The 16526-nt window shown below is 37.5% G+C and carries 12 protein-coding genes; 2 read left to right on the top strand and 10 right to left on the bottom strand.

What is annotated here, in order from left to right; translation table 11 throughout:
* Positions 1–49 precede the first annotated feature (49 nt).
* The 4 genes from G5B37_RS14070 to G5B37_RS14055 form a co-directional block, all read right to left on the bottom strand.
* Entirely contained in the window at positions 50–3358 is a 3309-nt protein-coding gene (locus G5B37_RS14070) for a tail fiber domain-containing protein (RefSeq protein ID WP_164680656.1), read from the bottom strand.
* A gap of 113 nt (positions 3359–3471) precedes the next feature.
* A complete protein-coding gene (locus G5B37_RS14065) occupies positions 3472–4149 on the bottom strand; it encodes a LytR/AlgR family response regulator transcription factor (protein ID WP_164680655.1) in 678 nt (225 codons plus the stop codon).
* Positions 4142–5905, bottom strand: a complete 1764-nt coding sequence (locus G5B37_RS14060; protein ID WP_164680654.1) for a tetratricopeptide repeat-containing sensor histidine kinase — start codon at positions 5903–5905, stop codon at positions 4142–4144. The genes G5B37_RS14065 and G5B37_RS14060 overlap by 8 nt, the downstream gene beginning before the upstream one ends.
* A gap of 59 nt (positions 5906–5964) precedes the next feature.
* Entirely contained in the window at positions 5965–6705 is a 741-nt protein-coding gene (locus G5B37_RS14055) for a CDP-alcohol phosphatidyltransferase family protein (RefSeq protein ID WP_164680653.1), read from the bottom strand.
* A gap of 126 nt (positions 6706–6831) precedes the next feature.
* Between G5B37_RS14055 and G5B37_RS14050 the strand changes: the two genes are divergently transcribed.
* A complete protein-coding gene (locus tag G5B37_RS14050) occupies positions 6832–7899 on the top strand; it encodes a putative type IX sorting system protein PorV2 (RefSeq protein WP_404814784.1) in 1068 nt (355 codons plus the stop codon).
* A gap of 66 nt (positions 7900–7965) precedes the next feature.
* Positions 7966–9150 carry a DUF4105 domain-containing protein gene (locus G5B37_RS14045; protein ID WP_263649809.1) on the top strand — a complete coding sequence of 395 codons (1185 nt, stop codon included), beginning with the start codon at positions 7966–7968 and terminating at the stop codon, positions 9148–9150.
* 61 nt (positions 9151–9211) lie between these two features.
* Here the strand turns inward: G5B37_RS14045 and G5B37_RS14040 are convergent, their stop codons facing one another.
* Genes G5B37_RS14040 through G5B37_RS14015 form a run of 6 tightly spaced genes read right to left on the bottom strand, consistent with a single transcriptional unit; the run spans position 9212 to position 16524 of the window.
* Entirely contained in the window at positions 9212–10606 is a 1395-nt protein-coding gene (locus tag G5B37_RS14040) for a sugar transferase (RefSeq protein WP_164680651.1), read from the bottom strand.
* A gap of 39 nt (positions 10607–10645) precedes the next feature.
* Positions 10646–11665, bottom strand: coding sequence for a glycosyltransferase family 4 protein (locus tag G5B37_RS14035; RefSeq protein WP_164680650.1), 1020 nt, complete (start codon positions 11663–11665; stop codon positions 10646–10648).
* Positions 11619–12944, bottom strand: a complete 1326-nt coding sequence (locus G5B37_RS14030) for an O-antigen ligase family protein (RefSeq protein WP_164680649.1) — start codon at positions 12942–12944, stop codon at positions 11619–11621. Before G5B37_RS14030 ends, G5B37_RS14035 begins: the two co-directional genes overlap by 47 nt.
* A 49-nt stretch (positions 12945–12993) precedes the next feature.
* Positions 12994–14118, bottom strand: a complete 1125-nt coding sequence (locus G5B37_RS14025) for a glycosyltransferase (RefSeq protein ID WP_164680648.1) — start codon at positions 14116–14118, stop codon at positions 12994–12996.
* Positions 14115–15203 carry a glycosyltransferase family 4 protein gene (locus tag G5B37_RS14020; protein WP_164680647.1) on the bottom strand — a complete coding sequence of 363 codons (1089 nt, stop codon included), beginning with the start codon at positions 15201–15203 and terminating at the stop codon, positions 14115–14117. The genes G5B37_RS14025 and G5B37_RS14020 overlap by 4 nt, the downstream gene beginning before the upstream one ends.
* Positions 15196–16524, bottom strand: coding sequence for a glycosyltransferase family 2 protein (locus tag G5B37_RS14015; RefSeq protein WP_164680646.1), 1329 nt, complete (start codon positions 16522–16524; stop codon positions 15196–15198). Before G5B37_RS14015 ends, G5B37_RS14020 begins: the two co-directional genes overlap by 8 nt.
* Positions 16525–16526 lie beyond the last annotated feature (2 nt).

Genomic DNA, 16526 nt, shown 5'->3' with positions numbered 1-16526 from the left:
ACCTCCGCCTCTACAACAGAGGTTCTATTAAAATGATGCAACGCATCTATTAGTCTAGCCTTGCTTCCACAACCTCCAAGCGAGAAAGTAATTGATCTAGACGTTTTTCTAGTGTTTTGGTCTTTTCCTTTAAATTTTCATTTTCGGCAGCAAGATTATCTATAAGCACTTGTTGTTCTTTTATAGCCTGTATAGCAACTACACTTAAACCAGCATAATTCATTCCCAAATAACCATCTTCACCTTCAGAAATAAGTTCCGGAAAAAGTGGCTGAATTTCTTGTGCTTTTACCCCTAATGAGCGCTTTTCACCTTGTTGATTTTTATAGCGGTATGTATAAATGGGTACTTGTTTCAGCTTAGTAAGATAGCCGGACTGCAATTCAAAATCTTGTTTTAAACGCGCGTCGCTGGGTTGAATGTAATTTCCGCTTGCGGTTTCTATATAGGCACGACGTGTTCCATTTTCATTAAAAGAAAAATGAGCACCACTGTGATAAATTCTCCAATGATTTGTATTTGTTGAACTTTCAAAAGCCATTCCGCCATTACCTGTGGTAAGGTTTATAGATTGTTTAAGATGCAAATCGAATATTGGCGCAAATTGTCTAATCCCAATATTATCTGTACTCGCATCTACTTTCAGCAAATTTGTATGTCCATTTCCTTCAACTCTAAAATCTCTATCAAGCCCTTGTTCGTTGAAAACAAATTCTGTGTTAGCATTTAGATCTACAGAAGTTAGCCCGTTTTCATAGACTCTAAATCTACCATCATCTGCAGAATCTTCTATGCTTGCAAGGGTTGTTCCCGAAGAGTCTCCGTCTCGCCAATACGTATTGTCACCCAGTATTGTTGCGCCCACATTATTTATTTTAAATGCATCTCTCGTTCCTTCCTCTACAATAAATTCACCCAAGCCATTAAGTGTGTACGTTAAGTTATTATCAAAATGTCTAATTCTGGTGTTTTCAATTAAATTACCCCCCAATTTTATATCATCACCAATTCTTGCTAATCCATTGATGCCATTTACAGTAACCAAATCTACCCAATCTACATTTCCAGAGGCATCTGTTGTCATTATTTGTCCGTTAGTACCTCTAGATGCAGGTAAAATATAGTTGTTATTAGTTGTAGTGCCAATAGAAACGTCACCCAAAAAATACCCTGCAAAACTGCCAGGTTTTAAGACATCCATATATAGCCCATAGTGCATGCCAGACGATGTGCTTCGTATTGTTGTATAGGTACCATATTTATTACCCGTACCTCCCGACCGTGTATAGGCATTGTACGTTCCATATTGGTTGCCACTTGTATTACTCATCAAATTATAGGTGCCGTAACGGTCTCCTGTATCTGTCGTACTAAAATCATGATAGGCTCCGTAATGATCTCCTTCACCGTTATTATTAAAAATATAATAACCACCGTAACGATTCTCTGCGCCTGCACCTTGAAAAACATTATAACTAGCATAGGTAGTACCCGTTTTGGACATACTTCCGCTGAATACGTTATATGTACCATAAAATAGTGTGTTTCCTGAACCACCACCGATTAAATTTAGAGTACCATATTTTGGTGCCGTTGAATTACCTCGAATGTCATTAGAAACTCCTATTTTACTACCACTATCTGAGTCACTATCGACTTGATTAAAAATTCCGATGTGATTTGCATCTTGGCTATTAAAAATTATATTTTCTGTCCCAGTACGATCACCTGTACCTTCACCGATTAAGTAGTTTCTTAAGCCTCGCTGCGCATCGTCACCAGTATCATTAATTGTTGTTGACATACCATAAGTAATACCATTGTCGCTTTGAATGTCGTTAAAGATTCCTATCTTCTCGCCACTTACACTAAAACCTGAAATACTATTTTCAATACCTGTTCTAGATCCAGCAGTAGTTGAGGTTAATATATTTGAAAAAGCTACTGCGTTTATCGAAGTATTCGCTACATGGGCACGATTTACGAATGAGCCATCACCATTCTGTAGGGTTAGATTATTAAATTCTACCAATGTGTTTTCAAAATTTCTCTCTACTTCTAACGGTGTATCAGCGGTATTTTTGCCAATGGCTACATTCCCCATTGTATAGATGTCATCATTAATGTCGTCTGGCGCCGTGGTCGACCCTGCCTCATAAAAATCATGATCTACATCTGCACCTGTTGTAATGCGATTCCAATTGGAACCGTTATAATAATAAAACCCCGCTGGAGCATTTAATTGATATACCAATAAACCCCTAACTGGTGTTGTAATACCTATTCTTTGTGCAGATGACATTCTAGGAACTAAAAAGCCTCGATCTGTTGCTGTTAAATCTAAAACTGAAGATGAATTTGGACTACTAGTACCAATACCAACATTGGTAGATGCAGAAGCCCCATTAACTCCAATAATAGAGCCAATGACCACACTATTATCTTGTGCTACTAGTGCTCTAGCACCAATTGCAGTGGCATTTTCTCTATTATTACCGCTTACTTCCGCATCATATCCAATCGCTGTATTATAATTACCTGTAGTATTTGCTGTTAAAGCACTAGTACCTAAAGCTGTATTAAAACTTCCGCTAGAAGTATTGGACAAACTATACGATCCAAAACCAGAATTATTAGACCCACTAAAATTATTATGAAGTGAATAATTACCCATGCCAGTGTTGTTATCGCCAGAACTACTATAAGACAGAGACGCAAAACCAACAGCGCTATTGCCATGACCTCCTGAGTTGCTATATAGACTTTCTAACCCAAGCGCAGTATTTCCAGACCCTGTTGAATTAGAACGCAATGCAGAAACTCCAACTGCTGTATTATTATCTCCAACAGTGTTTAAAAACAGGGCTCGACTACCAATAGCAACTAAGTTTGAGCCTGTCGTATTATTAAATAATGTTTCTCTACCCAGCGCTAAAGATTGATCGAAAAAAGTACCATACAATATATTATTTCGTTTAAAAACTACATCTTCATCATCTGTAGTACCTATAAAATCTGTTGTCGCATCGGTTCCTGCATTACCAGAAGTTTTCCATCCCGTATTTCCTGCTGAAATTTCCTGCCATGTCGTTCCGTCGTAATAATAAAATCCGTCGGGAGCATCGGTTTGATATACCATTAAACCAGTGGCAGGATTTGTAATACCAACTCGGTCTGAAGCTGTCATCCTAGGAATAAGCAAGCCGCTTTCTGTAGATTCAATGGTTAATATAGAAGATGGGTCTGGGTTGGTGGTACCAATCCCAACTTGGGCAAAAAAAGGTGTGCTAAAGAGTAGGCTAAGAAAAAACAGAAATTGGGACTTCTGTGGCACAAGGCCGAATTGTAATAATTTCATTTCTTGGAGGTTATAATAATTATAGCTCGAAAATACAAGTCAATTGTATCAATCAAATAACTCTTTAGTGAAATGGGGGTAAATATTGAGTAAAGTAAGATTACACAACCAACTTATCGCACGATACGCAGTAAATCTGGTCTTCGAGCCTCGCTTAAGGGTAATGAAACACCTGCTACTTCAACAGTGCGTGTTCCCAGGTTGGTTATACAGTTTACGTTAATGTAATACGAGCGATGCGGACTGTAAAAAAAAGGAGCCCGTAATGTCTCACGTACCGCCTTTAAGGTTTTAGGTAGCAACAACTTTTTTTCTGAAGTAATTAGGTAGCAATAATTATCGTATGCTTCCAAATATAAAATATCTGCTTCAGGTATTTTGTGTAAATATCCATCTACACGAACCGTAAATACTTCAGATTTTTTTGCCAGATACAGGTTCCAAACAACACTAAAACTACTCCACAAACTTGCCTTGGTGAATGGTTTTACAATATACCCTAAGGGATGCGTTTCAGACACAGCCGCTAAGGTAGTAGGATCTGTCTGGGCCGTAAGGTATAGATACGGTATCTGCAACACGTCTAATCGTTTTCCTAACGCAGTACCATCTTCGTCTCCTTTTAGTTGAATGTCTAATAAACAGATATCAGGCTTTTGTTTTTCAATTAGCGCAGTGGCTTCAACCACAGATTTTGCAACGCCAAGTATGCTAAAATCCTTTTCTCGAAACGTTGCAGCAATGCTTCTTGAAATAAACGGGTCGTCTTCTACCACTAACAGTTTATACATTGACATCGCTCTTAGGAATTGGAATTTCTAACACAAGTGCAAAGCTATTCTCTTCAACTATTTTCTTTGCATCAAGGCGCTCTATAAGTACTTCAATTAATTCTGAACCATATCCTTTACTAGTCTTTTCAGATTTAATTTGTTCGCCATTATCTTTCATTTGAAACTTTAAAACACCATTAATTTCTTCAATTTCAATAAATATTTTCTTCACTTTCCATTCGCTAGGCCAAGCATATTTAGAAGAATTTAATGCCAATTCATTCACTAATAAACCAATCGAGGTTGCAGTTTCTATATCAAGAATAATGGAAGCAACATTCTTTACAATTGTAATGTCATCATTGGTGGTTTGTAAAATTTCAGTCGTCAAGTCATCAATATATTTCTTCAGATTAACCCCTAAAAGGTTATCTTTTGCATATAGTTGTTGATGCAATAAAATCATAGAATTTACGCGTTGTGTGGCTGCATCTAATGCTAATACAGCGTCTGTTGTTTTAGTTTCTGTAGCTTGTAATTGCAACAAACTACTTACCATCTGAAAGCTATTTTTTACACGGTGGTGTGTTTCGCGTAGCAACATATTGCGTTGCTTGAGTGTATGTTCTAATTTTTGTTTGTTTTCTGAAAGTTCCTTTCGTTTTTTTATGTTGTTATACAAAAGTCCAATAACTAAAAGTAATCCTAATCCAATACTGGCCGCAATATAGTACCACAGTTGCTGTCGTTCTTTTGCTTCTTCTATTTGTAGTTCCTTCTGTTGGGTTTGATACTTTGTTTCTAATTCAGTTACTTGCTCACTGTAACGCTTTTCAGCTAATGAATCTTTCGCTATCAATAAACTATCTTGAAATTGCAACGCTGCCGATGTATTCCCAAGTAACCTATATGCCCTAGACGCACTGGTATAATAGGCCTGTTTTTCCCGCATAGCCCGCACACTATCATAACTCTTAGATAAAATAGGAAGATATATTTTTATAGCTTCCGCATTCTTGAGCTGTACATAATTATCTATAAGGTCTGAATAATACTGAGCATATTTCTTTGCGCCTTTCAAAGAATCTAGCGCAATGGCTTTTAGGTAATATGGCGTAGCTTCTGAGAATTTTTTTTGTCTTGTTAGATTTTTACCAATACCAAGAATAGCAACATCTTTTTCCCGCTGAGAAAGATCCTCTATTTTTAAGAACTCTTCAAAATTAGTATTAGCCGTTTCATAATCTCCTAACCTACTCTGAATAATAGCCAAATTTACCAAAGCCAATACATAGGTACGACTCTCTTTATTGCTATTGTTAACCGATTGTTGTAAATATGAAATAGCCTTGTCATCGTCCCCCGTTTTAGCAAACAAAATTCCCATAGAAATATATAAGTCCGGTAAATATGCTGGATACTCTTTTTCTGCAATGGCGATGGCTAATAGGTAATCTTTGGTAGCGGCTTCATAATCATTTTGTACCGCTTCATAGAAGATGCCGCGATACTCAAGATTTATTATTTCACCATACGCATAGGCTGCTTCTCTAGAAACTGCTATACCTTTATTGGCAAAATACAGGGCACTGTCGTTTTCTTTGGTGATATATTCCCACGTTTTATCATTATAAAACTTAGCGAGAGAATCTACAGATTGTTCTTGTAATGCTATAGATATGTTTGGTAAAACGTTTAGCGAGCTAGCCTGAAGATATAGCTGTATGGTGCACGCTAATAAAACAGCTAAAAAAAGATTTTTTTTTAGATTCAAAAGTCAGTTGATTGGTATTCACTAAAGTAGTGGGAATTTGCGACATACCAAAATAACGCTTAGTTCTCTCTCCAAATTAATGAAAGTAACACGTAAATCAGCAAAATGATAGGAATTGCAATAAATTTAAGAAGAACAACAGCAACTACACTTATGAGAAGAAATAGGTAACGTACTGTGTTATTCTTTAAATCCCACGACTTAAACTTGAGTGCAAAAAGTGGCAGCTCGGCATTCATTAATACACAACCCATTAAAATAATTCCGATTAAAAACCAACTATTTAGAATTAGGCTCTCCATAAGTGCAGAGGGATGAAAGGCGAGAATAAGGGGTAAACTTAAAACCAAAAGTGCATTGGCTGGGGTAGGCAACCCAATAAAACTAGTAGTTTGACGTGTATCTACATTAAACTTTGCCAATCTATATGCGGCACCAACAGCAATAAGCAAACCGGTAAATGGTAGGTATTGATGATATCCTGTATTCCAACCTTCTATGGCAAAAGTATCTGCAATTGAAACAGGTGCCCCCGTTAAACTTTCAGAAAGAAGCTGCACCATCACTACGGCAGGTGCTACTCCACTTGTTACCATATCTGCCAATGAATCTAATTGCAGGCCAACTTCACTTTGGGCATGTAATAAGCGAGCAGCAAGACCGTCAAAAAAGTCGAAAAAAATACCAGAAAATACAAAGTATGACGCGGTAACCAAATCGCCAGAAATAGCAAAAAAAACAGCCATACAGCCACACAATAGATTAAGGGATGTAATAAGGTTTGGAATCTGTTTCAGCATAATTAATTCGGTTGAGTGTAAAAATAAGAAAGTATTTCCGTCTAAGCCTCATATAGCACAATATCTAGGCGAAATAATAGTTTAGTATTCTGTAAAATAATGAGATATTTGCTGAAATTTTATCACTTGAAAAAGAGTCTGTTTTTGTTTTTAGTTGTGGTCTCTGTTGCAGTTAATGCGCAAACGGTTCGAAAGTATTCTAACGAATTTATGAATATTGGCGTAGATGCAGCAGCCTTTGGTATGTCTAATGCCGTTGTAGCATCTACAAACGATGTGAATAGTGGCTATTGGAACCCTGCTGGTTTAATTGGGATTGAAGACAAACAGCTGTCGCTAATGCACGCTTCGTATTTTGCGAACATTGCTAATTACGACTACGCAGGTTTTGCTATGCCTCTAGACAAGCAAAGTGCCGTCGCGCTGTCTATTATTAGATTTGGAGTAGATGATATTTTAAACACAACACAACTTATAGACGAACAAGGAAATATTGACTACAATAGAATTAGTTTATTTTCTACTGCAGACTATGGAATAACGTTTTCTTATGCCCGAGCGCTGCCGTTAGACGGTTTAAATGTTGGGGTAAATGCAAAAGTTATTCGTAGAATTATTGGGGATTTTGCATCGTCATGGGGTTTTGGGTTAGATGTTGGGGTCCAGTTTAAGCAAGGAAATTGGAATTTCGGAATTATGGCGAGAGACATTACAACAACGTTTAATGCATGGGCTATAGACGAAGAGCAGTTTGCTACCATACAAAATGCTGTAGAAGGCCAAAACCAGGAACTACCCGAAACTACAGAGATTACCATCCCAAAACTACAAATTGGAGCGTCTAAAAAATTTGTATTTCATTACGATTATGTGCTCTTAGCCGAAGCCGACCTTAACTTCAGATTTGCAGAGACTAACGATATTATTTCTACTTCATTTACAAGTATAGACCCTGCACTTGGCTTGCAATTTGGGTATATAGATATGGTATTTGTAAGAGCTGGAGTAGGTAATTTTCAGAATATTCAGCAACTTGACGGCAATGAATCTATCGGTTTTCAACCCAATATAGGGGTTGGGTTTAAATACAAAGGTATTGAAGTAGATTATGCCCTTACCGATATTGGCGATCAAAGTGCCGCACTATACTCTAATGTGTTTTCGTTAAAACTAGATTTAAGCATCTTTAGGTAAAAGAACCAATTATTTACGTTGAGTGCATGAAGAATTTGTATTTTGCCTCTTCAAAAACTTAAGCCTTTGTTTCGCAACTATCTCTTAATTGCCGCCCTACTTGTGACTGTTATAATGCAGGCGCAATTTATTCCACTTTCCGAAGAAGCTAAAGTAAGTATCGTTACCATGGGCCCTGGTGACAATCTATACGATAAGTTTGGGCATAGTGCCTTTAGAATTGAAGACCCAAGTCGTGGCATTGATGCAATTTATAATTACGGAGTTTATGATTTTGATACGCCTAATTTCTATATGAAATTTGCGCAAGGAAAATTACTTTATAAACTTGAAGGTGTTATTGCACAGCCTTTTATTGACTACTACAAAGACCAAAATCGCTGGATTAAACAACAAGAACTCAATCTAACATATACAGAAAAACAAGCCGTATTTACCTTTCTCAACAACAATTTGAAACCAGAGAATAAGTATTATAAATACGACTTCTTTTATGACAACTGTGCTACTAAAATGCGTGATGTTTTAGTTTCCGTGTTGGGTAAGGATCTTACATTCACCAAAGATTTTGCCTCAGAAGATAAAACGTTTAGAAAGCTTATACAGCAAAACGTATATTGGAATAGCTGGGGAAGTTTGGGTATGGATGTCGCTATTGGCGCGGTAACCGACAAAAAAGCGAATTCGTGGCAGTATCAATTTTTACCAGATTATGTGTTTCAGGCGGCAGCTTCAGCAACTATAATGAGAGATGGTAGTAAGACTCCTCTTGTAAATAATACCGAAACCATATTTGATGCACCAGACAGGGAAAAAGGCGCTAATTTTTTTAGCAGTCCTTTGTTTATTTTTTCACTTATCGGACTCCTAACTATAGCCCTAACCTATCGGGATTCTAAGAGAAATAAACGAAGCCGTGTGTTGGACACTATAATTTTCGCGAGTTCTGGAATTATTGGTGTGCTTCTTTGTTTGCTCTGGTTTGCTACAGACCATAGCGCTACTGCAAACAATTACAATGTGCTTTGGGCATTTCCCTTTAATTTACTTGTGGCGTATGCGGTGAGTAAAAGCAGCCCAAAAGTATGGGTACGCAAATATGTTATTTTCTTAATCCTGTTGCTTTTATTACTCACTATTCATTGGTTTACGGGAGTGCAAGAATTTGCCTTTGCCTTTATCCCGCTTTTCATTGCTTTAGCTGTTCGTTACATATATTTACTGAAGTATTTAAAGGCTAGGGAAGCTTAGTAAACACTACTCTATAAAATTGTTTTGTTAGCGTGGTTCTTCGGAAAGCGTTATACATTGCCTATTGGCCTCGGAAGAAAATAATAGTACTTAATGTTTTTATAACAATACTAATGTCAAGAAAAAAGCTTCGGCGTTTTATATAGTATAGGTCGTATTGCAATTTTTCTAAAGAATCTTCTTCGCTCATACCATACTTTGCGTTTACCTGAGCCCAGCCTGTTACACCTGGCTTTACCAGATGTCGTACTTCATAAAATGGAATTTTCTTAGAAAGCTCTGCTACAAACACAGGACGCTCTGGTCTGGGACCAATAACGCTCATGTCTCCTTTAATAACGTTGATAAACTGCGGAATTTCATCGAAACGAGAACGGCGTAAAAAGCGGCCAAACTTAGTAACCCGAGTATCTTGTTTTGCGGCAAACTGTGCCCCATCTTGCTCGGCATTAACAACCATGCTTCGAAGTTTATAAATTTTGAAATGCGTTCCATTTTTACCAACACGTGTTTGAGTGTAAAAAACAGGACCACGATTTCCTATAATATTTCCAATGAGGATAAAAGGTGAAATAATAAGTCCAAATAGTAATCCAACTACGGAAAATAGCAGGTCTAATATCCGATGAAAAAATAAATACAGCTTGTTCTGATTACTTCTACTAAATGGAAAATACCTATAAAAATCACGTTCTACATGTTGTACTGGAATTCTATGCGTAATTTCTTCATATACCTGAGTGTATTCTCTAATAGGTACTCCCTTCTCAAGCAACGAAAGCAACTGATTATTTAGTGAAACGGTCATTGCCTCGGCTTCGGGGGTTGCTACCACGATTTCTGAAATCTGATTGTCTGCAACAGTCTGCGCAATGTTTGTACTGCCAAATCGTTGCAAATCTTCGGGTAGGTTATAATTTCTTATTTGGTGATCAAAATCGACTACCCCAATAATTTTATAGTTTGGATCTGATTTCTGAAGGGCTTCTAGAATTGGCATAACCGACTTAGAATCTGTAATAAGCAATACCTTTTTAAAGAATCGGGGTGCAGAAATAAGAACTATGTAAGCGTATCGCCACAAAAACAACGCAATATTAATTGAAAGGAAGAAATAAATAATTTGCATTCTATTATCGGGTAGCTCTGGCGTATAGAACGGTGTAAGAAGATAGAACAAAACCGTCACAGAAGATGTCAGAATAATATTTTGCACCACAATCTCAAATTTGGCTGCTTTTTGCAAATTATACAGCTCAAAAATTGTGGCGAATACTGTAAGGTAGAGTGCTAATACAATAGACCACATCCATCTACTGGCATCAATTCTAAAATAATCGAAACTAAATACCATGCCCACAAGGTACAGCAAGCCCAATACCGACGCGATGTCTATAATGCGCAATAAGATTTTACGTTCAGAAATATCAAAATGGATATTCGATTTCTGTGACATGCTAATGGTTGGTTAGGGGGTTTAAAAGTAGGTAATTATTTATTGGGATAAAAGTGAAATCCATTGTTGTTTAACTACATCCCAATCAAATTTCTCTACTTTCTGCCTCGCTTGTCGAGCTATTCTTTGAGCAGTTTCTGGATCCTCTAGCAGCCCATTAATAGCTGTTGTAAACGCCGATATACTATTTGGAGAAACCAAAACTCCATCTACATCATGATTGATAAGAAATGGCAAGCCACCAACATTGGTAGAAACCACGGGCAAACCTAATGCCATTGCTTCTAGAACGCTTACAGGCGTATTATCGAAATTAGTTGTATTAATAAAAATGTCGTGTGCTTCGGAAAGTTTAATCCATTGAGATTTTTCAAGTTTCCCGGTAAACGTCACCGGAAGGTTTTCTGTTTCTACTAGCTGTTTGCAAGCATCAAAACTGGAATCTTTCTGAGGTCCCACCATGGTTAGTGACACATCCAAACCCTGTTGCTGAAGTTCTTTTACTACGGAAATTGCCAACAACGGATTGTATATTTCGGAAAATGAACGTACCCAAAGCAATCGCGCCCGCGGATTTTTCCGCAGTTTAAAAGCATATTTATCTATGGCGATGGTATTTGGAATATGAATTAAATTAGTAAAACCGTGTGCTTTAAAAGTATCTATAAGATAGTGTGACGGAGCTACATTGATTAAGGCGTTACCAAACAACTTCTTACTTTTTGAGCTACTATTTTTAAGTCGATTTGGTAAGTTGCCCCCATGAAGAATTGGTATGTAAGGTGTTTTTTTCCACCTACAAATTTTCGCGGTGTATACGGCATACTGAAAATTTAAGGTGCTGTACGTATCAATGAGCACTACTTGAGATGAAGAAGCCTGCATCCAAACTGTACAAAGCATATCTATCATACGCATGAACTTGTTTTTCTTATCTGAAATAGAAATAACCGAGAACCCCTCTTCAACAAGACGAGGTGCCAACACATCGATAGCAGTTGCTGTACTGCCCTTATGTGCCAATTTGTTCCCTACGTACAGTATCTTTTGGGGTTTCATAATTTATATTTAAAAGTGCAAGGCCATATATAAAAGCGGGTGCGGCAATACGCATGGAGGAATGTAAAATTGTTAAGAGCCAAAAAGCAATAAATGGAAAAAAGAAGATGTTTCTTCTTCCATTCATTTTTGAAATCAATGGCGCAAATAGTAGAATGAATAAGGCTAAAATTCCAAATACTCCGTGTTCAGAAAACATCCTTGAGATTTCATTATGAGAAGGGATTCGGGTATTTAAGTTTTCTTCATAATAACTTTTAGACTGCCCAACTCCCAATCCAAAAATAGGATTGCTACTAAATGCTTGGAAATCGGCATCAATTAGTTTTGCTCTTCCCGTGGTAACATCTGCCTTTTCTCTACCTAGAGCATCTTCGTTCGCATATCTATTTGCAATCAGCCCACCCGTTTGGAGTACCGAAAATACCCAAATAGCGAGAATTGCCGCAACTACCGTTATAATACGATAAGACAGTTTAAACTTAGTTTTAACTCCAGATGAAAAGTAAAGCATAAAAGTAAAGACTCCCATCATGGCAATGGCCACAAAAACACCACCTCTAGAAAAGGTAATAATGGCTCGATGCGTTATGGCCATCAACCAAAACATCATCACTAAATGCAAAATTTTATTTTTATAAGGTATCAAGAATCTGCTGTATAGCGCAAATGCTCCTAATCCAAGAACGGTTGCAACCTGATTTGGACCAAACCCACCCGAAGTTGCAGAAGTGGAGGCCGTACCTGTAATTACCTCCTGTATATTAATATTGTAAAAATATACATAGATAGTCATGGAAATTATGGGGTACACCAAGAAATCGAGACATGTGAATAGTTCTTTTAAAGTAACCGTTCTGCCATAACAATACATGGCTGCTACCGTTAGGCAGATGGGGCCACTTAAATTAAAGAGAATAGTCTGTCTAAATTTATCGTCAAAATCTATGTTTAAATACGAAACATAAACCCCAGGTAACAACAATAAAAAGTATACAAAATAGGTTAACGAACTTCGCTTAAAGCCATGGTAGATCATTCCTATCACTAAGAACACAATAACCATATATTTTCCTGTCTCGTATAAGAAGTACGCCTTGGTCATTCTAAAAAACACCTCGGCACCTACCATATAAGATGCTGCTACAAGTACTTCCCGCTGTTTGTTGGGCAATACAATAATACGGTAGAGAAAATACACCACTACAAGCAAAAAGTAGGCAATCATTGCTGGTCTAAAAACCGTTGCTAATAATCCTACCCCTACATGCAATAGCACAAAAAATAAAGGATGGTTTGCTATTTTGGTGATATTTGAGATAACTGCTCTATTTAGTGTTTGGTATAATTTCGTTCAAGATACGAGAATTGTAATGCTCAAAAGTAAATTTTGAAGCTGTTGCATATCCTTCTATCGCTTTTTGCATTAACTTTTTGGAGTCTGTATCTAAAATTTCTTTTAAAATTTCAGCTAAAACCGCAGACGTAGTAGGCGTTACTACATAACCATTGGCACTTTTAATATATTGCCCAATACTTGAAACGCCAGATACTATAGGAATACACCCAAAATTCATCCCCTCTGCAATCACCTTAGGAAACCCTTCAGAGGCAGTACTTGGCAACAGCAGAAACTGGCAGTTGCGGTAAATTTCAAATACCTTTTCTCTAGGTAAAAACCCGTGAAATGTTGCAGAAAGACCTAAAGAAGTACATTGTGTTTTGTACGAATTCATGCGCTCACCATTTCCTATAAAATGTACTTTACTGACTTTAGACGTATCTACTTCAGCGAAGGCATCTATAATACGCTGCACACCTTTTGCGTCGTCTAACCTGCCCACAAAGCAAAATGAGAAGGGTTTTATATAGTTTTTAGCTTTTATTACAGAAATTCCTTCTGCACGCTCTTCTAAAGTTAAGCAGGGGTTTTCGAAGGTATAACTATGCTTAGGTTGGTCTGCCCAAGTGCCGTTAATTGTTACACTACGAGACTGTTTTGTCAATAAATACCGTTGCAAGCGGTACCCCAGTGGCGGCTTTTTTTGACTCCAATTACCAGCATATTTATACCACCCTTTCTTTTTACAAAACCAAGTTAAATACGGGATTAAATAGACCCCCATTCCTGTTGGGGTTCTAAGCTGATATACATCTACTTTTTGTAAGGTTTTTCTAACAACTGAAATAGTCTTCGGGGCTTGCCATAGGGTTTTCAATTTACTCAAACCAGAGGTTCCTCCAGAAGGTGGTAATGCAACAAACTCGATATTAGGGTGTATGTATGGCAGTGAACTGGGAGGTGCTTTAGTAGCATGCAACATCGCTACATGATAAATTTTCTCAAAGTGAGGTGCTAAGTAATTTAACTCACTAATGGTTGGGCCCCAGCCAACAATCTTGCCTTCTTTATCTTTATAATGCTCTGTATGTGAAATTATAGCTAGCTTCATGACGTAAGAACCTCTTTGTAACGTGTACTAATTTTTTCCCAGCTAAACTTTTCAGACCATTTCTTACATGCTACACTGTAGGTATTATAATTTTCTAAGATACTAGACACGGCTTGCAACATCTGCTCTGGTTGGTGCGCATCTACTAGAATACCAGAAACACCATCTAAAATAGCGTCTTCTATGCCGCATCCCTTTGCACCAATGGCGGGTACTCCTAAGGCATTTGCTTCTAAAATAGCGATTCCAAAACCCTCTACATCTCCAGTAGCGGTGGTTTCACTTAACATGACAAAAATTGTGGCATTAGTAAGTAGATGTATTTTTTCTTCTTCGGAAACTTTACCGCGAAAAACTACAGCAGATTGCACCTTCAATTTTTTTGCAAGGGTTTCAACTTGTTCCTTTTCCGTAGGAATACCAACTATTTCGTATTGTAACTTCGGAAAGCGCTCTAACAACAAAGGAAGTGCCTTAATTACATTGTGCTGTCCTTTTCGTTGCGTCACATTTCCAACGGTAATAAGTCTAATTGGGGTAACCGATGTATTGTAAATTTCATTGGACGCGTCTATTAAAAAACCATTTGGTATTACCACAACACTTTTTAAGTTCCAATCGTGTACTAAAGATTTTGTATAGTTAGATACAGCAACTACATTGCTACATCGCTGTAAGCACCATTTGGTAAAACGCTTCTTAAAAGATGGCGGTATTGCTACCTCAGAACCATGAATGACAGCTACAATTTGTTTGCTAAAGAAAAACCGCAACAGACCAGCAATCCACAGCGAAAACTTACCCGACACTATAACAACATCATTCTTTTTTGCAAGGTTGATGGCTTTCATAATACGTTGTAGATAAGTAAGAAGTAGTAAAGAACGACGCTGCACACGAACGGTGTTATACTTTTGAGCAGTATCGAAGGTATTCTCTTTCCTTCCATCTTTAGAACGTTGGTCTGCCAAAACAGTTACCGAAAAGTTATGAGGAAGTAAGGCATTTGCTAAATTGTGTGCATGGTTGCCAATGCCCCCAGGTTGAGGCGGAAACTCTGATGTAATAAGCAAAAGATTAGTCAAGAGAGCGAATTAAAGGACCTTCAACAATTTTTTTTGTAGCCTTACGCCATGAAATAAATACTTGAATACTAATTAATGGAAGTAAGAATACAGAAACAAAGATACCTAAAAGCAAAAGCATTTTATTTCTTTTAAATCGGTAAGGAATTATTGATGGAGGTACAGATTTTAATAAGGCCAAGACAGCGCTTCTATTTCCGTAGTACCTTCTGTATAAATACAACACACTTGGTATGGGCCTAGGAGCAAAAAGTTTTTTAGTTCGAAACGCATCCCAGCTTCCCATTTGTCGTAACCCCCCTACCTCAGCTTTAATATCTTCGCAGTATGCCAACGGATTGCTTATACTTTTAAGGCTCTGCAAATAGCAACGCAGGCCAAACTCTCCATCTCCCATTCGTTGTTTCTCGAATTGCCTATCGAATAACTTCACTTTTCTAAAGACATCTTTGTAAAGCATTGCATTACCTGTTGCAAATTGTGAAGCAATAGAAAAAAAGGATCGGTTTTGAGGTATTTTCTCTCCTTCCGGAAAAAACACCCCCGCTGAAATGTCTGCTTGAAAGTAATCTAAGCACTTTAAGTGCGTTTCAATCCAATATTTTGGAATACGCACATCGTCTTCAGAGAGTGCTATAATTTCTCCTTTAGCTTGTTCAATGGCGGTATTTCGTGCTAACCAAAGCGCTGGCTCTTCTTGTCTAACTACATTGATATGTAACTTAAATGGAGCATAAAAATCTGGATTAAAAGGCTGCGATTGATCAACAACTACGATTTCAAAATTAGTATAACTCTGTACTTCAAAATCGCGTAAGACTTGCGCTAGGTATTTATAACGGTTTAGAGTGGGTATTACAACTGTTACCAACGGATTTTGAGCCGTGAGAGATGCATTAAAATTTTCCCAAGAATCATTTTTTAATGGAGTAGCAGTATAGGGTACCCGACGTACTTTTCTTGTTCTTAAAAACCCTCCTAATTCAGTAAATGGATTGTGGAAAGAGCATACTCTTAGCAACAAAACATATAGTACCCAGATAGGATGAAAGTTTTTCCGTAGAAACCTGTATTCATCTTTAACCGGCAATCGTTCTACAGCTCTATAGGTTGGAGCATCTCCTGTGTAGCCTTTTAACACAGCTTGAAATGACAAATCGTATGCTGTAGCCATTTTGCTCGAATAGTTATTGTCTTCTTGAAGTTGCTGTAGTACAACTTCTGGCAATTCTGAAGCAATCGGAAATATAGACGTTCCATCATTTCGCTTTAGAGAGAAATAGTGTGTGGGTTGAACGTATTTTAAAAATTTAAACAACATTA

Source organism: Rasiella rasia, from assembly GCF_011044175.1.
Classification (GTDB): Bacteria; Bacteroidota; Bacteroidia; order Flavobacteriales; family Flavobacteriaceae; genus Marinirhabdus; species Marinirhabdus rasia.
The sequence above is the reverse complement of the archived record's forward strand: the minus strand, read 5'-3'. Positions and strand labels throughout refer to the sequence as shown.

Bases quoted from the DNA above. Each gene is read 5' to 3' on its own strand.
- G5B37_RS14025 (WP_164680648.1), bottom strand. From the start codon at position 14,118: ATGAAGCTAGCTATAATTTCACATACAGAGCATTATAAAGATAAAGAA.
- G5B37_RS14035 (WP_164680650.1), bottom strand. From the start codon at position 11,665: ATGAAACCCCAAAAGATACTGTACGTAGGGAACAAATTGGCACATAAG.
- G5B37_RS14055 (WP_164680653.1), bottom strand. From the start codon at position 6,705: ATGCTGAAACAGATTCCAAACCTTATTACATCCCTTAATCTATTGTGT.
- G5B37_RS14040 (WP_164680651.1), bottom strand. From the start codon at position 10,606: ATGTCACAGAAATCGAATATCCATTTTGATATTTCTGAACGTAAAATC.
- G5B37_RS14070 (WP_164680656.1), bottom strand. From the start codon at position 3,358: ATGAAATTATTACAATTCGGCCTTGTGCCACAGAAGTCCCAATTTCTG.
- G5B37_RS14015 (WP_164680646.1), bottom strand. From the start codon at position 16,524: ATGTTGTTTAAATTTTTAAAATACGTTCAACCCACACACTATTTCTCT.
- G5B37_RS14065 (WP_164680655.1), bottom strand. From the start codon at position 4,149: ATGTATAAACTGTTAGTGGTAGAAGACGACCCGTTTATTTCAAGAAGC.